Source organism: Paraglaciecola mesophila (assembly GCF_009906955.1).
GTDB lineage: Bacteria > Pseudomonadota > Gammaproteobacteria > Enterobacterales > Alteromonadaceae > Paraglaciecola > Paraglaciecola mesophila_A.
The window spans coordinates 1,129,566-1,153,195 of the sequence record NZ_CP047656.1; the positions used below are offsets into that span (position 1 = coordinate 1,129,566).

18 protein-coding genes are annotated in these 23,630 nt (G+C 43.5%); 15 read left to right on the forward strand and 3 right to left on the reverse strand.

Annotation, left to right across the window (positions count from 1 at the left end; genetic code table 11):
* Window positions 1-69 precede the first annotated feature (69 nt).
* The gene (locus tag FX988_RS04790; RefSeq protein WP_160182098.1) at window positions 70-4,527 is read left to right on the forward strand and encodes an EAL domain-containing protein; all 4,458 of its coding nucleotides are present in this window, start codon (window positions 70-72) and stop codon (window positions 4,525-4,527) included.
* 367 nt (window positions 4,528-4,894) lie between these two features.
* On the forward strand, window positions 4,895-5,047 hold the full coding sequence (locus FX988_RS21615; protein ID WP_201751632.1) for a hypothetical protein: 153 nt from the start codon (window positions 4,895-4,897) through the stop codon (window positions 5,045-5,047).
* A 207-nt stretch (window positions 5,048-5,254) separates the two neighbouring features.
* Here FX988_RS21615 and fadJ read toward each other — a convergent pair whose 3' ends face one another.
* Together fadJ and fadI are read right to left on the reverse strand one after the other, a co-directional pair.
* Window positions 5,255-7,405 (reverse strand): fatty acid oxidation complex subunit alpha FadJ, encoded by a 2,151-nt coding sequence (gene fadJ / locus FX988_RS04795; protein ID WP_160182099.1) that lies wholly within the window; start codon window positions 7,403-7,405, stop codon window positions 5,255-5,257.
* A gap of 10 nt (window positions 7,406-7,415) precedes the next feature.
* Window positions 7,416-8,726: an acetyl-CoA C-acyltransferase FadI gene (gene fadI, locus FX988_RS04800; RefSeq protein WP_160178574.1), complete on the reverse strand. Its 1,311-nt coding sequence runs from the start codon at window positions 8,724-8,726 to the stop codon at window positions 7,416-7,418.
* Window positions 8,727-9,134: 408 nt separating this feature from the next.
* Here fadI and FX988_RS04805 point away from each other — a divergent pair, with 408 nt between their 5' ends.
* The 8 genes from FX988_RS04805 (at window position 9,135) to FX988_RS04840 (ending at window position 17,726) form a co-directional block, all read left to right on the forward strand.
* Window positions 9,135-10,091, forward strand: coding sequence for an AAA family ATPase (locus FX988_RS04805; protein ID WP_160178575.1), 957 nt, complete (start codon window positions 9,135-9,137; stop codon window positions 10,089-10,091).
* Between the two features lie 11 nt (window positions 10,092-10,102).
* Window positions 10,103-11,074: a DUF58 domain-containing protein gene (locus FX988_RS04810; protein ID WP_160178576.1), complete on the forward strand. Its 972-nt coding sequence runs from the start codon at window positions 10,103-10,105 to the stop codon at window positions 11,072-11,074.
* Complete coding sequence (locus FX988_RS04815) at window positions 11,071-11,574, forward strand: DUF4381 domain-containing protein (protein ID WP_160178577.1); 504 nt, start codon at window positions 11,071-11,073, stop codon at window positions 11,572-11,574. The genes FX988_RS04810 and FX988_RS04815 overlap by 4 nt, the downstream gene beginning before the upstream one ends.
* Window positions 11,567-12,583, forward strand: coding sequence for a vWA domain-containing protein (locus FX988_RS04820; protein ID WP_160178578.1), 1,017 nt, complete (start codon window positions 11,567-11,569; stop codon window positions 12,581-12,583). The genes FX988_RS04815 and FX988_RS04820 overlap by 8 nt, the downstream gene beginning before the upstream one ends.
* The gene (locus tag FX988_RS04825; protein WP_160178579.1) at window positions 12,580-14,571 is read left to right on the forward strand and encodes a VWA domain-containing protein; all 1,992 of its coding nucleotides are present in this window, start codon (window positions 12,580-12,582) and stop codon (window positions 14,569-14,571) included. Before FX988_RS04820 ends, FX988_RS04825 begins: the two co-directional genes overlap by 4 nt.
* 5 nt (window positions 14,572-14,576) lie before the next feature.
* Entirely contained in the window at window positions 14,577-16,322 is a 1,746-nt protein-coding gene (locus FX988_RS04830) for a BatD family protein (RefSeq protein ID WP_160178580.1), read from the forward strand.
* 146 nt (window positions 16,323-16,468) lie between these two features.
* Complete coding sequence (locus FX988_RS04835) at window positions 16,469-17,026, forward strand: sigma-70 family RNA polymerase sigma factor (RefSeq protein WP_007983982.1); 558 nt, start codon at window positions 16,469-16,471, stop codon at window positions 17,024-17,026.
* Complete coding sequence (locus FX988_RS04840; protein WP_160182100.1) at window positions 17,019-17,726, forward strand: DUF3379 domain-containing protein; 708 nt, start codon at window positions 17,019-17,021, stop codon at window positions 17,724-17,726. The genes FX988_RS04835 and FX988_RS04840 overlap by 8 nt, the downstream gene beginning before the upstream one ends.
* 127 nt (window positions 17,727-17,853) lie before the next feature.
* On the opposite strand, the gene FX988_RS04845 is transcribed toward FX988_RS04840, so the two are convergent.
* Complete coding sequence (locus FX988_RS04845; RefSeq protein ID WP_160178581.1) at window positions 17,854-18,306, reverse strand: GNAT family N-acetyltransferase; 453 nt, start codon at window positions 18,304-18,306, stop codon at window positions 17,854-17,856.
* A 104-nt stretch (window positions 18,307-18,410) separates the two neighbouring features.
* Between FX988_RS04845 and putP the strand changes: the two genes are divergently transcribed.
* From putP to cysQ, 5 genes are all read left to right on the forward strand, one after another.
* Window positions 18,411-19,946: a sodium/proline symporter PutP gene (gene putP / locus FX988_RS04850; RefSeq protein ID WP_160178582.1), complete on the forward strand. Its 1,536-nt coding sequence runs from the start codon at window positions 18,411-18,413 to the stop codon at window positions 19,944-19,946.
* A 20-nt stretch (window positions 19,947-19,966) separates the two neighbouring features.
* Window positions 19,967-21,187 carry an EAL and HDOD domain-containing protein gene (locus FX988_RS04855; RefSeq protein WP_160178583.1) on the forward strand — a complete coding sequence of 407 codons (1,221 nt, stop codon included), beginning with the start codon at window positions 19,967-19,969 and terminating at the stop codon, window positions 21,185-21,187.
* Between the two features lie 144 nt (window positions 21,188-21,331).
* Window positions 21,332-22,246 carry a sulfate adenylyltransferase subunit CysD gene (cysD, locus tag FX988_RS04860; RefSeq protein ID WP_160178584.1) on the forward strand — a complete coding sequence of 305 codons (915 nt, stop codon included), beginning with the start codon at window positions 21,332-21,334 and terminating at the stop codon, window positions 22,244-22,246.
* The gene (cysC, locus tag FX988_RS04865) at window positions 22,246-22,842 is read left to right on the forward strand and encodes an adenylyl-sulfate kinase (protein ID WP_160178585.1); all 597 of its coding nucleotides are present in this window, start codon (window positions 22,246-22,248) and stop codon (window positions 22,840-22,842) included. Before cysD ends, cysC begins: the two co-directional genes overlap by 1 nt.
* Window positions 22,842-23,630, forward strand: a complete 789-nt coding sequence (cysQ, locus tag FX988_RS04870; protein ID WP_160178586.1) for a 3'(2'),5'-bisphosphate nucleotidase CysQ — start codon at window positions 22,842-22,844, stop codon at window positions 23,628-23,630. The genes cysC and cysQ overlap by 1 nt, the downstream gene beginning before the upstream one ends.

Below are 23,630 nucleotides of genomic sequence, written 5' to 3' on the forward strand. Positions count from 1 at the left end.
GACAGGTGTTAATTGCATACTTTAACTATTCAATCCTTCTTTTGCTGTGTGTGGCTTATAATCGCTACTATGGGCTTTTTAAATACAGCGTACGCCCAATCCTTTTCTTTTGATAATCTCACCAAAGCCGATGGCTTAACTCAAAATACGATTACGGACATTATCGAAGATAAACGCGGATTCATGTGGTTCGCTACCGCAAATGGATTGAGTCGTTTTGATGGTTATGAATTCGTTAACTACCAACATAACCCCAATGATATAACGTCTTTACCTCATGACTTTATTAGGACCTTGCTAATAGACCCTAAAGGAGTATTGTGGGTTGGCACTCAAAACGGTTTAGCTCGGTATAACCCATTAAGTGATAACTTTACCCGCTACAATCAGCAAAATAGTAGTTTAAATAACAATATTATAAACGCGTTGAGTCTATCCCAATCGGGCCGCTTACTCGTTGCAAATGAGTCCAACTTATATCTTTATTCCAAACAGACAAATGATTTTACCCCCGTTGAAATTTCGTCGAATAGTCTACCACCTGAAATTAAGTCCATACTTGCTGAAGACGCCTATACGATAATTGGCACCTACGGTCATGGTATATTCCTTTTAGAAAATGACACCAAAACGCTATACGATCTTAAGTCTGCGAATCCTCTAAATATGACCTTATCAGGGGAGTACTTGTTCGACGTTAAACATATTGGCGACATTTATTGGTTTGCTACGGAATTAGGTGCTTTCGCATGGGATCAAACGACCAATACTCTGAAGCATTTCAGCACAGAAAGTACTCCCAACCTTCTCGGAAACGAAGTCCGTAATATCCAGCCAGGGCATGACGGCTCCGTATGGCTCGGAACTTCCGCTGGGTTGACCATAGTAAACCAGACGCTGGAAGTAACTAAGCATGTGCCGCTTGATAGCGGGTTAAATAATCAGGCTACTCAAACTGATGCTGGTATATTTCTCCTCAGTATGTTCCGTGACAGTAATAACACTATTTGGCTAGGGTCTCACACCGCTGGAGTTTACAGATACAACCAAGACTCTGCTCTTTTTAGGCATTATGTTGCTAACCAAGCCGTTGATAACACCTTGGCGGGAAATGTGGTCTGGTCAATAAAACAAGACAGTAATAATATAATTTGGCTTGCCACTCAGTCCGGAGGTATATCTGAGTTTAGTCCCCAAAAAGAGCTATTTACTTCCTGGCTTAAAGGGTTTGAACACAGTATTTGGGATATGACAATTGACGAAAAAGATCGTCTATGGCTAGCCACAAGCGGTGGAATTTATATATATGAAAAAGATAAAAGTAGAGAGTTAAAACTCTTAAAGGTGCTTTCTCCAGGTAACTTTTATTACAGAGTTTTATATTCTGAAAATAAAATTTGGCTTAAATCGCAAGATAACAATTTGCGATGGATTGACACAGAAGATTTTAGTGAACACTCCATTCAACTTCGCAGCACAGGGTTTAAAACGTTAGATCCCATATTTATTGACAGTGATGAAAGACTTTGGTTAAGAGGAAACAACGAGCTTCTAATATTTGACTTGGTCTCGCAGAAGTTAACGAAATTATCAAGCGACCCGTTATTAACCAGCAATAACTTTAGCTCTGTCGTTGAGACGGCAGAAGAGTTTTGGCTGGCATCACTTGAATTCGGTCTCATCGTTTTGGACAAGCAAACCTTTCAAATAACCCAGAAAATCAATGTAAATACTGGGCTATTTGACAACCAAATTGTAAAAGCGTTAAGAGTAGACGACAGCATATGGTTAACGACCATGGCCGGAGGCATCGAAGAAGTCTCTATTTCATCTAAACAGGTTGTACAACAAATCACTCCAGAGCGACTAGACTTCAATGATTTCAATGAAGGGGCGGGATTAGTTACCCTAGATAGAAAAATACTTTTTGGTGGCTCCCAAGGGTTTAATTTATTCGACCATGAACAAGTATCACAGAATAAAAAATCATCTGTCGAATCAATAGATAGTAGTTTATTAGCGCCACCAATCATCACCCACTTAGGGTTATTTAATAGGAGGGTCACGGTACACAGTATAGGCAGTCCGCTCGATAAACCTATTTACCTTACCAATGAACTTAACTTACCAAATAGCTCTAATCATGTGAGTTTAACCTTTGGTCAACTCAACCCATTGAATGCAAATGGCTACTCTTACCGTTACAAATTAAATGGTTATTCTGATAAGTGGCTAGATGCAGATAAACGTACTCGAGAAGCAACCTTTACTAACTTAGATTTCGGCCAATATCAGTTTGAAGTGCAAAGTCGCTATAATCTTAACCCTTGGTCAGATTCTCAATCGTTAACTATCAATATTGAGCCTCCTCTGTGGCTTCATCGTAATGCCTTAGTCCTCTATTGCATCTTAGCTTTGTTCATTGCCTTAAGCGTTGTGAAGCAATATCGTTCAAAACGTATCGCTCGCTTGGCCATTACTGAAAGTGAAGAGCGCTTGAAGTTGACCCTGTGGAGTAGTGGTGACGAGCTATGGGATTGGGATATATATCAAGGACAAGTCTTTCGTTCAAATACCTGGGGCATTATGGACTTTCCCCAAGATGACATTCGGGTTAACAGCGCATACCAAGCCAACATTCACCAAAACGATATTAAAAGAGTACAAGATGCCCTAAATGAGCATCTGCAAGATAAAACAGAACATTTTGAAGTCACTTACCGCGCCAGCACGTTTAAAGGAGAATGGCTGTGGGTACTCGATCGCGGTAAAGTCGTTAGTCGAGACAGTAATAATCAACCCACTAGGATGACGGGTACGTTTAAGAATATCAGTCACTTGAAAGTAGCAGAAGAACAACTAAAACTGTTTAAGCGTTCTATTGAAACAATTTCGGATGGCGTATTTATTGCCGATACCAGCTTTAAATATATTTCGGTGAATAAAGCCTATTGCAAATACACGGGTGAAACGCGTGATCAAGCGCTCGCCAGCTACCTGACCTTCCACCAATACCCTGGGGCATTTACCGAAGAAGTGAAAAAGTCACTACGCCAAAAGGGAAACTGGAACGGAGAAGTAGAGTCTAGGCGTATCAACGGTGAAAAGTACGAGATGGAATTGAACATCGACGCAATCAACGACGAAGATGGCCGAATCAGTCATTATGTAGGCGTGTTTTCCGATATTACTCCTCGTAAAAGCACCGAAAAAGAATTGCTCAAGTTAGCCAACACCGACCCGCTAACGGATTTACCTAACCGTTCATTTTTTCAAGCCAGCCACAACAACATTGTTAGACGCGGGACTCAGCACGCGCTCATTTGTTTGGATATGGATAATTTTAAAAAAATTAACGATTCGTTAGGACATCAAACCGGTGACTTATTGATTAAGCAAATAGCGCGAAGGTTGCAAAAATTGGCCGGTAAAAGCGCCACCTGTTATCGCCTCGGCGGGGACGAATTCAGTATACTGCTCGACAAAGATACAGATGTTCACAACGTCACTCACTTTGCACAATCTATTTTGGATGATCTGGCCCGCCCATTCTTAATTAATCATCAAGAGTTTGTACTAGGTGCCAGCATTGGCATCGCGTTTTTCCCTGAAGATGGTAGTTCACCACAAGAGTTACTCAAGAACGCAGACACGGCGATGTACTTTGCTAAAAATGCTGGGGGAAATAAATATCAATTCTTCAGTGGCGAAATGAACCAAAATGCAGTGCGTCAATTACAAATAGAAAACCTAATTCGTCACGGCTTAAAGGAAGACCTGTTCAACGTTTACTATCAACCTAAAATTGATATCGCTACGGGTAAGTTACTCAGCATGGAAGCACTGGTCCGCTTCGAGCATCCAGAGAAAGGTATCGTTAGCCCAGCGCAATTTATTCCTTTAGCAGAGCAAACAGGTCAAGTTATTGACATCGGGGAAGTGGTTTTACGTAAAGCCTGTGAAGATACGAAGCGCTGGGTAAAGGCAGGCATCTTTACCGGCCGTGTAGCCGTCAATATTTCAGCACGCCAATTCGAATTACCCGACTTAGACGAGAAAATCGCTGATATTTTGCAAAAAGCCGACCTGTCACCGCTTCATCTAGAGTGTGAAATTACCGAAGGCACCTTGATGCAAGATCCCGATAATGCTCTTCGCATGATGACCCGGTTACGTGAGCGCGGTATTCACCTAGCGTTAGATGATTTTGGTACAGGGTACTCATCCTTAGCGTATTTAAAGCGCTTTCCATTAAATACCCTAAAAATAGACAAGGCGTTCATTGATGATATCGCTACGAGTAGTGTCGACCGGCATATGACTGCCGCTATTATCACCATTGCGCACAATCTTGGCCTCAAAGTCGTTGCCGAAGGGGTAGAACATGAAGAGCAGATGTCAATTTTACGTCGTTATGAATGTGAAATGCTGCAAGGTTATCTTTATAGCAAACCTTTGAGCTCTTCTCGCTTCGAACGTTTACTCAAAGAAAATCATCAACTAAACAGATTATTGCAAGGAAGTTAATGCAGCGCGTTAGCTTGCTTTAACATTCCTTGCGGCCTTCTAATTTCTCATTTCTAATCTCTTTCGGTAAAACTAGTAACCCCATACTACAAGGGCTGGCGGGTTATTTTTTATGCAACTCCTGATTTTGTTAATGGAGCCATTTGACTAATTCTATTGAATAATTCATTTCTTAAGACGCTTCTTTCTGTCCTTTTTAAAACGTCCAACCTTCAGCAACTCTCTGCTACTTATCAAATAAACAAATCAATATAAACGCATATTTTTTCTACCTTATGCACATTGGCACGCAATAAGCATTAATACTTTCGACTGACAAATAATAGTCAGCGAAACGTCAATAATAAAATATTAAGAGGAATATCCAATGTTAAAAGCTTATGCAATCGCTCTAGCACTTACTACTGCCGCTCCTGTTGCTACTCAATCTGTTGAAAGTGCAAAAGCACCTGAAGCAGCTAAAACCACTATGACAAGCGCAGAAAACAAAGCAATAAAAGTAGGCTCAGTTAGATTTTAATTAGCGTCGACTTCAACTGAATAAACATTATTCAGTCAAAAAAGAGAGAGGAACTCTCTTTTTTTATGCCTGTCAATTAGTGAGTAAAACGAATATGCCTGAACGGATTAAGAAAAGGGTATGCCGTACTGACAGCCCAGAATACAAAAAAGCCGAACCTTTTAACAAAGGTTCGGCTTTGTGTTTTTTCAATGAAATTGAAGAGCGCTAAGCGTAAAAGGTGGCGTTATTCTCAGCCATTTCTACTAGGCAGTTAGCTGGGGTAAACTTGTCACCAAATTGTTGTTGGTAGTAGCTTAGTCGTTCTACGACTTGTTGAATACCTAAACTATCCATGTATCTAAACGGCCCACCTAAGAACGGCGGGAAACCGATACCGAATATAGCGCCTATATCCCCATCTCTGGCGCTACGCACTACCCCTTCATCGAGACACATAGCAGCCTCGTTAAGCATCAAGAGAACACAGCGTTCTGCGATTGTACTTTCACTTAAACGGCTACTTGGGGTAATACCTAATAAATCATAGACACTCTCGTCGACTTCTTTGCCTGGTTTTTTACCTTCATAATTATAAAATCCACGCTTATTCTTTTTACCTTTTCTGTCATCCGCCAATAATTTGTCGAACCCAGGGGCTGAACTAAACCGCTCACCAAACTCAGCTACTAAAATCGGGCTTATTTTCGTCCCCACATCAATGCCGACTTCATCTAACAGTTTGATAGGTCCGACTGGGAAACCAAATTTCACTAAGGCTCTATCAATTTGTTCAATCGGCTCGCCGGCTAATAATATTTCGGCCGACTCGTTCATATACGGTGCCAAAATACGGTTAACATAAAAGCCTGCTCCGTCTTTTACAACAATGGGGGTCTTGCCCTGTTTTTTCGCTAGCTCAACGGTTGTTGAAATAGTCTGATCTGACGTTCCTTCATGGGCGATGACTTCAGCCAGTGGCATTTTGTCTACTGGAGAAAAATAGTGCAGGCCAATCACATTTTCGGGACGTTTCGCGTTGGCAGCAATTTGACCAATTGGGATCGACGACGTATTCGAAGCAAAAATAGTATGCTCTGAACAATGTGTTTCCACGTCGGCAACCATATTTTGTTTTAATGCCAGATCTTCAAAAACCGCTTCAATCACGACATCCGTATTGTCGAAGCCTACATAATCAACAGAGCCGGTTAAACGCGAAAGCTGAGATTGCATCTGGGAATGCAACATGAACCGGCGTTTCACCTTCTTGCTCAGAATGTCATAAGAGTATTTCATCGCATGGGCAATGCCATCACTGCGGATATCTTTAATGCGTACAGGCAATTTCGCTTTTGTTGCCGTCACGAAAGCAATACCTCCCCCCATAAGTCCACCACCTAACACACCGATTTTCTTCAATGCGTTAGGAGCAACGCCTTCAACCCCATTCTCTTTTTTCATTTCAGTCGTAGCGAAGAACAAACTGCGTAGAGCGGCTGATTCAGGTGTCATCACAAGATGGCCAAAATGTTTAGCTTCGAGCGCGTAGCCTTGTGCACTGCCTTTCTCCAACCCCGTCTCGATACAATCAATTATACGCTCAGGCGAGGGATAATTGCCCAGTGTTTTGGTATGGGTTTGCTTACGCGCTTGTTTGAACATTAACTTTCTGCCCATCGGAGTGCGCTCTAGAAACTGTCCCATGAGGTCAAGCTTAGCTGGTTTGCGTTTCGGCTTGCTTTTCTTCGCCATTTCTATGGCCACATCAAGCAAGATCGAACGTGGTACCATATCGTCCACAATGCCATATTTTTTCGCTTGTTTCGCTCGCACCGCTGACCCTGTCAGCATCATTTTCATGGCCTGCTGTACGCTGATCAAACGGGGCAGACGTTGCGTGCCACCACTGCCTGGCAATAAGCCTAGTTGTACTTCAGGTAAGCCTAGTTGGGTCTTGTTATCATCACTACACACTCGCATGTGGCAAGCAAGAGCCAACTCTAACCCTCCGCCTAACGCAGGGCCGTGAATTGCAGCAACAAAAGGCACCGACATTTCTTCGATACGTTGAAAAACAGCTTGTCCTCCTTTACCTATTGCTTCTGCTTCTTCGGCACTTTTACATCCTGCAAGCATCGAAATATCAGCCCCCGCGACAAACGAATTGTCTTTGCCACTGATAACCACTACGCCTTTAATACTGCTGTCACTCTCGATCTGGTCAAGCATGGCCCCCACTTGGTCACCAAACTCAATTTTGAGCGTGTTCATGGTTTCCCCGGGCACATCCATACTTAAAATAGCAATACCATCATCACGTTTGGTAAGGGTAAACGCGCTTGGGCTAAGTTGCTCTGTTGTATTTTCATTGGTCATCATATTACCCTTATTCAGTTTCAACGATCATTGCAGCGGCCAAACCACCTGCAGCGCAAGCAGTTACCAAGCCACTGCCGCCACCACGTCGTGTGAGCTCATTAAGCATTTGAGTTATCATGCGCGTACCAGTGGCTGCGAACGGGTGGCCATAAGCGAGTGAGCTACCCATTACGTTGAATTTGTCCATGTCGATTTCCCCCGTCGCTTTACTGCGGCCTAATTTCTCCTGAGCAAACTTGTCACTAGCGAACATTTTCACGTTGGCTAACGTTTGCGCAGCGAACGCTTCATGCATTTCAATCAGAGTTAAATCATTCAGTGTCATTCCAGCTCTATCTAATGCAATGGGCGTGGCATAAGACGGCCCCATGAGCATATCTTCCCACACATCGATTGCAGCAAAAGCATAACTCTTGATGTAGCCAAGAGGGGTATAACCCAATGCTTTTGCTCTACTTTCGGTCATCATTAGTACCGCTGAAGCACCATCGGTTAGCGGCGTTGCGTTTGCAGCGGTCACCGTGCCATGTTTCTTATCAAATACAGGGCGAAGCTTGGCGTAGCCTTCTAATTTTGAGTCAAAACGAATGTTGTTATCTTTCTCGAAGGCACTCTTATATGGCGCAGGGTATGCAGTCATCACCTCTCCTGCTAACTTGCCTTCATTCCAGCTTTGCGCAGCTAATGAGTGCGAGCGATGGGCCAACTTGTCCTGTTCTGCGCGACTAATATTGTGGGTTTTTGCCATCTGTTCAGCGGTTTGTCCCATAGACAAGCCCGTAGAATATTCAGCGACAGCCGGGGGGACCGGTAACAAGTCTTTCAAGCCAAGCTTTTTAAGTACATTCCACTTTTGCCCGACTGTCTTAGTTTTTTGCAGATCTGTTAACGCACGGGCTAAATTTTTCGATACACCAATCGGTGAAACTGACGTCGAATCAGCGCCACCAGCGATCCCCACACAGATATTGCCAAGCATCATTGACTCAGCAATATTAACTGTGGATTGAAAACTTGTTGCACAGGCGCGTGACACACTATAGGCATCAGTGTGTACACTCATACCTGTCCCCAACACAATTTCGCGCGCAATGTTCGGCGCCTCTGGCATTTGTACCACTTGCCCGTAAACCAGTTGCTCTATAGTTAATGGATCGACGTTGTGTTTTACCAGCATCTCATTAACAACCATTTTGCCTAAATCAACGGCAGGAACGCCGTGAAAATTGGTTGCCATTTTAGCGAATGGTGTGCGTAACCCAGCCACTATGGCGATTCGTTCGCCGCTTCGAGTTGTCACTGTTTGTTTTGCCGTCATGATTTAACCTTAATGTTGAGTCGAAACCAAGTGGTCTGACCTGTAATTTTGATGAATTGTACAGGGAGAATGAAAATTTTGAAAGTATAGATAATATTGTGTCATTTATAAGCAATTACAATAGCCATTTAAATGACTGACCACAATCCAATCTCGCCGGAACATTCGGCACACACAGAGACGCAACCCCATCGTAAACACTCTCTTGCTAATGTTTTGCTATAGATCCAATTTCGTAATACAGACAAGGACTTATACGCTCAAAATTGCATACTAAAAAACACATCTTTGTCATTTGTAACATTGTTTTTCAGTAAGGGAACCCTATATAGATAGCATTGTCTGTAAACACAGTTTATTTTCCCGTACACCTATGTACACCATTCAACGCAGGAATAATAAAAACACATGCCTTCAGCTCAATTTTCCCAACTACAAGCGTATTTAGACTCGCAAGTTATCGGTCAGACAACCTTGACCCAAAATATTCTCGTGGCATTACTCGCAGATGGCCACTTATTAGTAGAAGGTCCCCCCGGCCTTGCTAAAACTCGTGCGGTAAACTCCCTTGCCAACGGTGTAGAGGGTGATTTTCATCGGGTTCAATTTACACCTGATTTATTGCCCGCAGATCTCACCGGTACAGATATATATCGTCCCGAAACCGGTCAATTTGATTTCCAGAAAGGGCCACTGTTTCACAACTTGGTGTTAGCTGATGAAATAAACCGAGCCCCAGCGAAGGTACAATCAGCATTGCTTGAAGCGATGGCAGAAAGACAAATCACCGTAGGTAACAAAACCTACCCGCTACCTGAATTATTCTTGGTTATGGCAACCCAAAACCCGATAGAGCAGGAAGGAACATACCCCTTACCTGAAGCCCAGTTAGATCGCTTTTTAATGCATTTGGAAATTGATTACCCTGGCGCTGAAACAGAACTTGCAGTGCTCAAACTAACCCGCAACGAGTCTTTGCATAGCGCCGGAGTTACCGCGCCAAATTTGACTCAGCAAGATATCTTTAGTGCCCGCAAAGCGGTGCTCGAAATTCACTTAGATGAAGCCTTAGAACGCTATCTCGTTGAACTGATTATTGCCACCCGTCAACCTGAAAAATACAGTGAACAGCTTGCAAGTTGGATTGAATTTGGCGCTAGCCCCAGAGCAACGATTGCCCTAGATAAATGCGCCCGAGCCCACGCTTGGTTGATGGGACGTGATTTTGTAGGCCCTGATAACATACAAGCTGTATACCATAACGTGCTGCGTCATCGTTTATTGCTTAGTTATGAAGCTGAAGCTGAGGGTGTCTCGAGCAATCAAGTACTTGATAGCATTTTACAACATGTCCCTGTTCCTTAGGGCAGTCGTTTATGCAGTTATCCCAAGATATTCATCAATGGTTAGCCACGCATCATAGCGACGGGGTGAACCTACAGATTAAAGAGCTGCTTTATTATCGCACCAAAGCCAGCTTATTAAATTTAGCATTGGGTCGCCCAGCACAGGCAAAACTTGCCGGTGGCTATTTAGCTAAAACAAAAGGTCGAGGCATGGAGTTTGACGAAGCTCGTCACTATCAACCAGGTGATGATATTCGCGCCATAGATTGGCGTGTAACCGCCCGCACTGGGAAAACCCACACCAAAATCTACCGAGAAGAAAAAGAACGCCCAGTCTTCGTATTAGCGGATCTATCAAGTTCCATGCATTTCGGTACTCAGTTGCTGTTCAAATCGGTCCAAGTTGCCCATTTAACCGCACTTATCGCTTGGGCTGCCCACAAAAGAGGCGATCGCATTGGTGGCTTGGTATTTAACCATACTCAGCATAAAGAATTTAAACCTTTTTCTCGTCAAAAAGCCGTATTGTCTTTGTTAAATGGAATGGTGAAACTGCATAAGCCTCATGAAATACACGATAAAAATAGTGTATCGAATGTGACGTTTGCCGATGCTTGCGCACGCTTGCGTCGATTAGCGCACCCGGGCAGTTTGGTATTTGTATTGAGCGATTTCGCTCAATTAAACGATACTGCGCAACAACATTTGGCGCAGCTAAGCCGACATTGCGAGGTGACAGCCTATCCTATCAGTGATCCGTTTGAACACACACTTCCACAAAGTAAGTATCAGCAAATGTTGAATTTAACCGACGGCTACAACGAACAACAAATATTGATCGGCGAGCAAGGTATTGCCACCCAATACCAATCCGAACATGAGCAGAGATTCAATTCTATTCATTCTCGTTTAAAGAAAAGCCGAGCCAAAGTAGTCCCGATCAGTTGTGGTCTCTCATTAGAACGCCAATTAGCAAAACGCAGTAGTGAATCAGACGTATGAACCCGTTAGAGCAATTAAAAGACATTCATGTTCCCTCGCAAGTCAGTGTATGGCCTCCCGCCTACGGATGGTGGTTAGTTGCCTTATTATGCATGGTTACAGTAGCTGTTATCACTTTAGTTTTAATGAAACGTCACCGCTTTAATGGAGCAAAGCGAGAAGCATTCACTGAGCTATCACAGATATCCAGTGAGCAAACAGATTGGCCTATTCGAATCAACACATTACTCAAGCGTGTGTGCTTACGTTATTTTCCCAATGAGCAAGCGGCAAATCTGCATACTTCACAGTGGCAAGCCTTTTTATCAGATCAACTGCCTGAGTCTAAACAAGCTGCTTTTAATGCCGCTTTTAGTGCTTTTCAATCTCAGTTATACCGACCTGACGCGCCAAATGCAGATGACTTCAAGCAGATACATGCGCAGGTTAACGTGTGGCTAAAAAGTGCCAAATTCATAACCAAACAAAGCTCAACTTCTACAGGAGCGGAACATGTTTGAGTTTGCATGGTGGTGGATGTGGTTCACCCTGCCCTTACCTATCTTAATTTATTTGCTACCAGCCAAAGCCCAAGTGCAATCAGCAGCGCTCAGAGTGCCCCATTTACCTCAAGCGCTACAAAAGGTTTCTAAGCCGCCTACTAGTCGGCGTGGGTTTTTACTTGTTGCGGCATTAGCATGGATAGCTCTAGTCGGCGCAAGCGCGCGTCCTCAATGGTTAGGAGAGCCAGTAAGCATACCTGCAGAAGGGCGCGATCTTATGATTGCCGTTGATTTGTCTGGCAGTATGAAAATCGATGACATGCAAGTTAATGGTCGACAAGTTGATCGTCTGCAAATGATTAAATCAGTACTTCACGATTTTATTCAGCGCCGCGTTGGCGATCGTCTTGGCTTGATTTTTTTCGCTGATACCGCCTATCTACAAGCCCCCTTAACTTACGATCGCGAAACTGTCTCACAGCTGTTAAACGAATCGTTAATTGGTTTGGTGGGAGAGCAAACTGCCATTGGCGATGCTATTGGCCTTGCCATTAAGCGATTCCAAAGCAAGAAAGAATCAAACAAAGTGTTGATTTTATTAACTGACGGACAAAATACCGCGGGTAATATCAGTCCTCAGCAAGCCAACGAGTTAGCCATAAATAATGGTGTGACCTTATACACAATTGGCGTTGGTGCTGATCAGATGATGGTACAAAGTATTTTTGGGAGCCGCCAAGTCAATCCCTCACAGGAATTAGATGAGAACATGCTTACCCAACTTGCTGAATCCACCGGTGGGCGCTACTTTCGTGCCAGAGACGCCGAGAGTCTAAAAGAGATATATAACAAACTAGACGAATTAGAGCCCATTGCGCGAGAAAGTAGACAAATGCGACCACTACAAGCGTTGTACTATTACCCGTTAGCGTTCTCCCTAGTCATTACGTTTTTGCTCGCGCTCAAACCGCTCATGCTTAGTTGGGTATCCAACATAAAACGCACCGACAAAAAAGGAGCCAAATGATGGTTGAAATGAATATCGCCGATTTTCATTTTTTGCGTCCTTTGTGGCTGTTAGCCATTATTCCTTTGATAGCGCTGATTGTGCTCCTGAAACGTATGAGCCAACACAGTGGAGGTTGGCAATCTGTGCTCCCCGCACACCTATATCAGCACCTAATCGCTCAAAATGGAATCCAATCCGCTAAGCCGCCTTTTTACATATTGGCGACAGCTTGGTTATTGGCTTCAATTGCGCTAGCTGGCCCCACTTGGTTGCGTTTACCGCAACCGGTTTATCAGCTAAATAGCGGCAAGGTCGTGGTATTGGATATGTCGCTTTCCATGCGCGCGACAGATGTTTCCCCTAACCGGTTAACAAGGGCAAAATACAAAGCGATCGATTTAGTAAAAGCCATAGCTGAAGGTGAAACTGGCCTTGTAGCTTACGCGGGCGATGCGTTCACTATTAGCCCGTTAAGTTCTGACGCGCAAAATTTGACGACCTTAATCCCCAGCTTATCCCCTGAAATCATGCCTGTAGAGGGTAGCGAGCCTTTTCTGGGATTAGAGTCCGCCATCAGCTTGTTACACAACGCCGGTTATCAACAAGGTGAAATATTTTGGATCACTGATGGTATTGAGAACGGTCAAATGGCGGAGGTCAGCAAACTACTTGAAAATTCCCCCTATCGTCTTTCTGTGCTTGGCGTTGGCACTGCGGAGGGAGCGCCGATTCAATTATTAAATGGCGATTTCTTAAAAGACAGTAGTGGCGCTGTCGTGGTACCCAGATTGCGTGCAAGTAATTTAAAGATCCTCGCCCGCAAAGGGCAAGGAAGATATATTGCGATGCGTACTGATGACAGTGATATCGATTACCTTAAAAACCAGTCGGTCATCTCTAGCGATGAGGAAAAGGAAGGTGAAGCGAATGAAAACTTCGGCGATAAATGGCAAGAAATGGGTCCTTATTTACTTCTTTTATTAATTCCCCTCGCCGCTTATGGGTTCCGTAGAGGTTTGCTCGGTATATTCGCCCTGTTTTTGCTACTGCCTGTGTACACACCAACAGCCAGTGCAAGTTGGTGGGACGATATGTGGCAAACCAAAAACCAACAGGGTCAGCAAGCCTTTCAAGCTGAGAATTATAATGCGGCAGCAGAGCATTTCGAAGACCCAATGTGGCGCGGCGCAGCGGCATACAAAGCGCAAGATTACGCTACCGCGCTTGAAGCATTCCAACACGCTACAGGTGCACAAGCTAGATACAATGAAGGTAATACCCTTGCTCAACTAGGCAAACTTGATGAAGCAATTGAAGCGTATGACAAAGCCTTAGAAATTGACCCTGCTCATGAGGATGCCAAAGCGAACAAAGCTCTGCTTGAACAACAAAAAGAACAACAGCAGGGTAACTCTGATCAGCAACAAGGTGATGACAGTCAGCAAAATGACGACGGCCAGCAAAGCGATAACAGCGAACAAGGTGATAATAATCAGCAAAGCGAGCAACAAAACAACCAAAACTCAGACCAACAGCAACGTCAGGGCTCTGAGCAGTCGCAAGACAGTAATAGCTCAGATCAAAGTGATGCCAATCCTTCTCAACCTGAAGATCAACCTGAGCAAGACAACCAAGGAGAGCAAGGAGGCGAAAACAAGGATGAAGAGCCATCAGCGGATCAACAGCCATCAGCGGATCAACAGAGTAACGACGCCTCAGGGCAGCAAGAAGAGCAAGCATCTTCGACAAACGAACAATCATCACAGACGATGAATGATGATCAGCAGTTTGATGAGCAAGATGCTCAGGAACAACAAGCATCAGCAGCAGATGTTCAGTCACCAGAAGAGCTGACAGACGAACAGAAAGAACAAATGCAGCGTATGCAAACTTTACTAAATCGCGTGCCAGACGACCCCGCTTTTTTACTTAAACGCAAAATGCAGTTAGAAAACCAAAAGCGTAGACAACAACGTACACCGACTCAGCAACAAAGGAATTGGTAGCCACAATGCAGTTATTCATCCGTTATTTCACCCGTTTATGCTTATTGTTGTGGGCATTATCTTCAATGGCTTTTGCACAAATTGATGAGCTGTCTGCCACGGTTGATAAAAACCCAGTACTTGCCGATGAATCAATCACCTTGAGCGTTGTCGCTTCGGGCACCGCCTCTCGCGATGCATTTGACGCGACGCCGTTAAACGCAGATTTTATTGTCGGCAGAACCTCGGTTAGTTCGCAGACGCAGATGATAAATTTCGACACAACGCGCACCACAATTTGGACTACAACCCTTATTCCCCGTAAACCTGGGCGCTTTGTCATACCGGCTTTTACCATTGAAGGGAAAAGCTCTGATCCTATTAATATGATGGTGCTGCCTGTTTCTGCCCGTCAAAGTACCGAAGGGCGGGACGTCTATGTCACCACATCAGTTGACACCAACGAAACGTACCTGCAACAGCAAATTCGTTACACGGCGAAACTGTACCTTGCACGGGATCTTCAGCGAGGCAGCCTTTCAACCCCGACACTGACTGATGGTGAAATTCGCCAAATTGGAAAAGACGCAGAGTATAACGACATTGTCGATGGAAAACGCTATCGCGTGATTGAGCGTACATTTTCCGTAATTCCGCAAAAAAGTGGAACATTTACCATCCAAGGACCGGTTTTTGAAGGCGAAGTCGTTCAAGACAGACAACAAAGTTTCGGTTTTTTCAGCCGGAGCAAAACAATTAATCGTGTTGGCCCACCGCAAGAAATCAGCGTAAAGCCAATCCCAGATAATTATACAGGCACATGGTTACCCAGTGAATATGTAGAGTTACATGAAGAGTGGCAACCAGATTCGGGCGATTTTACTGTGGGCGAACCAATCACTCGCACGCTGACGCTGACAGCTGTAGGGGTAGATGAAGCGCAACTGCCCGCAATTAACAGTCAATACCCGTCAGGGGTAAAGGTATATCCCAACCAGCCTAACACCACAACCATTGAAAAAGATGAAACGTTAATCGCCCAGCGTACAGAAACAATCGCCATCATCCCCAGTCAAGCAGGAGAGTTCACCATTGATGAAGTGAAAGTTCCTTGGTTTAACATTGTCACTGAACAAGTTGAATACGCCGTTTTACCTAAGCGTACAATAAGAGTTAAGGCGGCCACAGGCAATGCTCCAACGGGGGCACCGCCTTTGTCTGAGACCATTGAAACCGATACTGAGGAGCCAGCAACAGTTTCCCATCCTCCCACTAATGCCAAAACTGACAGCACGGTAGTGACATACAAAGAGAATTGGTGGTCCACAAGCAGCTGGATATTACTCACATTGTGGCTTTTGACCCTATCGGGTTGGGTATTACATGTTAATCGTCGCGTTGAAATGAAAAACCTAAGGATCTCGGCAGGAGCACAAAAGCGAAATACACCCGCCATGACGAAAAACACCACTGAGAAGCAAGCATGGAAGCTACTTCAAAAGGCAATTGAGAAGCAAGACAGTAATGCCATCATTGAAACATTAACCATCTGGTTGAATACGCTACTGGGTAGTACAAATAAATCTTTGAGCGCTATACAGCAATGTTTACACAATGAATCATTAAACGCGGCAGTAAATGCATTATATGGGGCTAAATTCAGTCAGCAGAGTAACCAATGGCAGCGTGATGAACTGATATCGACATTGAACTCTCTTCGGCAAGACATCCCTGGTAACCAATCAAAAGGTGAGCTCCCTCCCCTTTACTAACGTGCAAACGGTATTTCACACTATAAACGCAAGTAGATAAACATCTACTTGCGTTAGCGTTCGCCATTAAATGCAACAAAGGACGAATTGCACAATGCGTTCCTTTGACGAATAATAAGAATAAATAATAAAGGCGGAATTAAATAATGAATTTGCGAAAGCAATTTAAAAAAGCCTCGGTCTCTAGTGACATGCTAGATAAACAAAAAAGATATGAAACCCTAGTCCAAGCATTACATGGTGATATTTTCCGCTATGCGTATTGGCTGGTTAAAGATAAAGCGGTCGCTGAAGACATAGTCCAAGAGACATTTTTACGTGCCTGGAAATCACTGGATTCACTAAAGGATGAGAAAGCAGCCAAATCTTGGTTGATTACTATCCTGCGACGGGAAAATGCCCGTCGTTTTGAGCGTAAGCAATTTGACCTGGTGGATATCGATGATGTGTCTATTTCAGACGATCAATTAACCCATGAGGTCGAGATTGAACATCGTGAATTGCGTGAAATCATGGCATCGCTCAGTGAAGAGTACAGAGAGCCACTCATGTTGCAAATCATGTTTGGCTACAGTGGTGAGGAAATTGCCGCTCAATTAGACTTAAACAAGAATACAGTAATGACCCGTTTATTTCGGGCACGAAGCCAAATTAAAGAGGCACTAGAGAAATCAAATGACAATCGAGAACGGAAAAATGGATGATTTAGAGTTTCGCAGAACCATTTATGCTGATCCGAATTGCAATGACGAACGAGTCAAAGAAGCGGCAGCAAAGGATCCTGCAAAGCAAGAATTTTGGGCTGAACAGAAAAGAATTGATGCAAGTTTAAAGAGCGCAATGAAAATTGATGTGCCTGATGACTTAGCAAACAAACTTATTTTGCGCCAAACCATGCAAACCCATCAGCATGACAAAAAACGTGCACGCGTACATTTAGCGCTGGCGGCATCATTAGCCTTTGTAGTGGGCGTCAGTTTTACCCTGTGGCAGCAGCAAAGTTATATTGATGTGTCAGCGCAGTCTATAGCCCATGTTTATCATGAAGGTCCACACGCGCTTGAAGCCAATGAGAACTTTTCGTTACAACAGGTTAACGCCAAGCTCGCCCAGTATGGTGGCCATATAGATGATGAAGTTGGCCAAATATATTACGCTAATCATTGCGTCTACCAAGGTGTAAAAAGTTTGCACATGGTGATGCAAGGTGAAAATGGCAAAGTAACCGTATTTGTCATTCCTCATCAAGAAGGTTACAAAGCAAATGATAAAGCCAGTGATGGCTATCTTACTGCTGAAGCGGTGGAGTTAAAGAACACCAGTTTAGTGATTGTCAGTGAAAACGTGCATGACGTAGAGCAAACCAAAGATAGGCTGGCTAAGCGTATAACCTTTTCTGCTTAGATCACACTCGTTTCTTTCACTGTCACATTTGTAATACCCCCAAAGCAGCTTTAGCTCCTTTTGGGGGTTGACGCCATCACAAGTGAGTTTGCACGTCTCGTTACACACTATTTAGTCTCGTTATACACTATTTAACTAAATGCATATCTATGTGCTCTATCCCCCCATCATCGTAAGGCAAGCCCTGGCACCGAAAGCCAAACTGCTGATAAAACTCACTAGCAACCGTTTGCGCTGACAACATAACATCAACGCCAGAGTACTTATGCTTGATTAGCTCAAGGCATTCTCTGATTAACGTTACACCAAGCCCTTTTCCTCGATGCGACGTTGTACAAACCACTCGCTCTATTTTAGCAAGCGCACGTACTTTTGCTTCTCGCACGCGAGCATATGCGACTAATTCGGCTTCACAATATATGCATACATGCAGACTAGATTGATCAAAATTATCTATATCTTTGTAAATACTTTGTTGCTCATTAATAAAAACATCCTGACGTAAACACAAAATTGCATATAAATCGTTCAGTTCCAGCTGATAAAAGGCGTTAACCTGGGTTTTATAACATTCAGGCACTAGTGTATTCCTAGGTTGCTTGGTAGCATGGAGCAATAAAATAGGCGCTAATTTGCTACAGCGTACACAAAAATAATTAACCAGCAGTATATTTGAAGGACAACATGGAATCAGCCACTTTTATTTCTTTAGGTTTGTACTTTCTTGCGATGCTCGCGATTGGATTGTATTCATTTAAACAAGCGAACACAGACGTTGAAGGTTACATGCTAGGTGGTCGGAACTTGAGTCCGAAAGTAACCGCCTTGTCGGCAGGTGCATCCGATATGAGCGGTTGGATGTTGATGGGACTGCCCGGTGCAATGTATTTGACCGGCCTTACCAGTGCGTGGATTGCAATCGGCTTAGTCATAGGTGCTTACTTTAATTATATTCTCGTTGCACCTCGATTACGGGTATATACAGAAGTGGCAAACAACGCTATCACCATACCAGATTATTTCGAAAACCGCTTTAATGACAAGAGCCATGTATTACGTATTGTCTCTTCTATCGTTATCGTGTTGTTTTTTACTTTATACACCTCATCTGGCGTTGTGGCCGGCGGTAAACTGTTCGAGACGTCATTTGGTTTAAACTATGAGTTGGGCTTGTATATCACCGCGGGAGTCGTCGTAGCTTATACCTTGTTTGGTGGATTTATGGCTGTCAGTATCACTGACTTCGTGCAAGGGTGCATTATGTTTATTGCCCTAGTTCTGGTACCTGTTGTCGTGTTAATCGACCTTGACGGTTGGCAAGGTGTGACGAATTCGTTAACGACTTTGGACGGTCAGTACCTTGATATGTTCGTTAGCGCTTCAAACGGTCAAATGATATCGACTATCGCTATTATTTCCATGCTTTCCTGGGGTTTTGGCTATTTTGGCCAACCCCACATTATTGTGCGCTTTATGGCAATTCGCAGCGTAAGTGACATTAAAACTGCACGCAGAATTGGCATTACTTGGATGGTAGTGGCCATTACCGGAGCGCTGGCAACAGGCCTATTAGGTCTTGCTTATGTTACCCAGCATGGCTTGCAAATGGATGATCCTGAAACTATCTTTATCTACCTATCACAACTGCTCTTCCACCCGCTAGTTGGAGGCTTTCTTTTAGCAGCTATTTTAGCTGCCATTATGAGTACAATTTCCTCCCAATTGCTGGTGACCTCGAGCTCATTAACCAGCGACTTCTATCAAGCCTTTTTCAGACGTGATGCCAGTCAACATGAATTGATCATTGTGGGGCGCATATCAGTAGTGATTGTTGCCTTGGTTGCTATTTTACTTGCCTACGATAGAAACAGCAGTATTTTATCTTTAGTGAGTAATGCATGGGCGGGCTTCGGTGCCGCATTTGGGCCTTTGATTTTATTCAGCTTATTTTGGAAACGCATGACGCTGCTCTCAGCCATAAGTGGCATGTTAGTGGGAGCGGTTACAGTGTTACTATGGATTTATTTACCTTTTACCATAAACGGCCAAAGCCTTAGTGCTTGGCTATACGAAATTGTGCCGGGCTTTATATTGTCTAGCTTAACCATAGTGGTACTTAGTCTGATGTCGAAACAAACTGACAACGCTATTCTTACTACATTTGAGAAAGTACAAGACAAATTAAATGTCTCAGCTTCGAGCAGCGGAAACGCATCTTGATGTTTAAATAGGGAATTAACATGAATTTTTATGCTGCTAGACAACCCATATTACATGCAGATAAATCACTGTTTGCCTATGAGTTGTTGTTCCGCGATAGTTTAGAAAATACTTTCCCCAATATTAATGAAGATGAAGCCACAGCAAAAATGGTGGCAAGTCTGCAATTTAACTTGGGGTTAGACAGTTTACTACCAAATACTCTCGCCTTTATTAATTTTACCCACAATTCACTACTTGATGGCTACCCTTTGATGCTCCCTAAAGAGCAAATTGTCGTCGAAATATTAGAGACAGTTAAACCGGGTAAAAAGCTGTTAAATGCCTGTATCGAACTTAAGAAGAAAGGCTATATCATTGCCTTAGATGATTATATTCATCAAGGTGTTTGGTTGCATTTTTACCCTTATATCGACATCATTAAAATTGATTATCAAGAGACCTCGCATCAGCAAATTTTACAGATTATAGAAGCGATTAAACCCTTTCCTAAAATCAAATTACTGGCTGAGAAAATTGAAACCCATCAGGAGTACTTACAAGCGCTGGAGTACGGCTGTTGCTACTTTCAAGGCTATTTTTTTAGCAAGCCTGAATTAATTAAAAATACCGCGTTAACCCCGTCTCAGATGTCGATTGCCAAATTAATGGCGGAAATGGCACAGGAAGAGCCAAATATTAGGCTGATTTCTCAGGCGTTTGAGTCTGACGTGAGTCTTTCATTTAAACTCTTACGCTATGCCCAATCCCCCATATTCAAACGCACAAAACAAATTGAAACCATCAAGCAAGCCATAGTCGTATTAGGCCAAAATGAATTGAGACGATTTGTGTCTCTGTTGTTTACCGCCCAGTTTAGCGAAGGCAAACCGGCTGAATTAACTGTTATGTCATTGTCTAGGGCGCATTATTGTGAACTATTGACTGAATACTCTAATCAGCGTGACGGTATAGCGTCTGCGTTTCTTGTCGGACTACTGTCTTTACTTGACGCTATGCTCGATGCTGACATAGCTGAGCTAATGGAAAAGCTCCCTATATCTCAAGCAATAAAAGACAGCATAGTGTTACGTCAAGGGGAACAAGCACAATACCTCATGTTGAGTGAGTTTTTCGAAAATGGCCAGTGGAGCGATGTGAACAGATTATGTGAAAATCTAGACGTCAATTTTGATGATGCATTTGCGATGTTTCAACGTTCACAGCTTTGGGCTAAAGAAAGACTCCAAGCGCTAACTTAACACTCCACTTCCGCTCTTTATTCAAACTACTGTCACTTTGTCATGATATATTTTTAAAAAATATATCATGACGTGTTATTTTCGTGATATTGTTCTATGCATATAAGATTTTAGTATATCCATTAACCTAGCACGAGAAACTCTATGACTTCGTCGATTCCAAACGTTACACATTTGAAACAGCTAGAAGCGGAAAGTATTCACATTTTTCGTGAAGTGGCAGCTGAATTTGATAACCCTGTGATGCTTTACTCAGTAGGTAAAGACTCCTCGGTATTGTTACATCTAGCTCGGAAAGCGTTTGCCCCTGGTAAAATTCCCTTCCCTTTGCTTCATGTTGATACCACGTGGAAATTCCATGAGATGATTGCCTTTCGTGATGAAATGGCAAAGAAACACGACCTAGATTTGTTAGTTCATATCAACCAAGAAGGCGTCGATATGAATATAAACCCCTTCGTACATGGTAGTGCTAAGCACACTGATATTATGAAGACTGTGGGTCTTAAGCAGGCACTAAATAAATATAAGTTTGATGCGGCCTTTGGTGGTGCAAGGCGTGACGAAGAGAAATCTCGAGCCAAAGAGCGCGTTTACTCTTTCCGTGATGAGAACCATCGTTGGGATCCAAAAAATCAGCGCCCTGAATTATGGAATATTTATAATTCACAAATCAACAAAGGCGAAAGTATACGTGTATTCCCTATGTCTAACTGGACTGAGTTGGATATTTGGCAATACATCTACATGGAAAACATTGAAATTCCTTCATTGTATCTCGCTAAACCACGCCCCGTTGTAGAGCGGGATGGATTATTGATTATGGTAGATGACGATCGCATGCCGTTAGAGGAAGGGGAAACCCCAGAAATGCGCTCCGTGCGTTTTAGAACATTAGGTTGTTACCCACTGACAGGTGCCGTCGAGTCAACAGCCAATACCTTACCTGAAGTAATTCAAGAAATGCTACTGACGAAAACGTCTGAACGTCAAGGCCGGGTTATTGATAACGATTCATCTGGTTCTATGGAAAAGAAAAAGATGGAAGGTTACTTCTAATGGAAAGCAACATTGTTTGGCATCAACATGAAGTCGACAAGCAGCGCCGCGCTCAGGCCAAAGGGCAAAAACCTTGTGTGGTATGGCTAACAGGGTTAAGCGGCTCTGGTAAATCAACTATCGCGAATTTATTGGAAAAAAAATTAGCGGATAATGGTAAACACACCTATTTGCTCGACGGCGATAACGTACGTCATGGGCTTAACGGTGATTTAACCTTTAGCGATAAAGACCGCGTTGAAAATATTCGTCGCATCAGTGAATTAGCTAAGCTCTTCGTTGATTCAGGTCTGATTGTAATCACTGCATTTATCTCGCCGTTTAAAGGCGAGCGTGACTACTGCCGCGGTCTGTTACAAGAAAGTGAGTTTGTTGAAGTGTTTGTCGATACCCCTTTAGAGGAGTGCGAAAAGCGCGATCCCAAAGGTTTATATCAAAAAGCACGTGCTGGAGAAATCACCGATTTTACAGGTATAAGCTCCCCTTACGAAGCACCTGAGTCGCCAGAGATTACCCTCAATTTTAGTGGCCAAAGTGCGCAGGAATCTGCTGAGCAGCTTTTCACTCAATTAAAGCAAAAAGGATTGATTGACTAATGCTAGATAGCACATTAATTGACAAAGTAACGCAGATAGCTCACCAAGCCGGTGAAGCCATAATGGAGATCTATCAGCGCGATTTCGCCGTGTATGAAAAGTCCGATGAAAGTCCACTGACTGAAGCCGATTTAGCTGCACATAATTGTATTGTAAACGGCTTGCAAGCCATATCAGATTTACCTATTTTGTCCGAAGAGTCTGCCAACATTCCTTGGTCAGAGCGACAAACGTGGGATAAATACTGGTTAGTAGACCCTCTTGATGGCACAAAAGAGTTTATTAAAAAGAACGGCGAGTTTACGGTTAACATCGCGTTGATCGATAAGGGTGAACCCGTTTTTGGTGTGGTGTTCGCCCCCGTTTTAAAACAAACCTATGTGGGTGTGTTGGGCCAAGGTGCTTATAAGCTTGAAGGCGACAATCGCACAGCCATTAGCCCTAAAATAAAGAGCGAAGATGAAGAATGGCGCGTAGTAGGTAGCCGGTCCCATCAAAGCCCTGACATTCAAGCGCTACTTGCCAAACTTGGCGGTGAGCCTGAGCTTGTAGCCATGGGCAGTTCATTAAAGTTATGTTTGGTTGCTGAAGGTGCAGCACATTTGTACCCGCGTTTAGGCCCCACGTCCGAATGGGACACAGGTGCAGCTGACGCAGTGGTTCGAGCTGCAGGTGGTAAAGTTACGATTATTGAAAGTGCCACCAATGTGTTCGACGAACACGCTAAACCTCTTAGTTACAATCAAAAAGAATCCGTTTTAAACCCTTATTTTCTTGTGAGTTGCTGA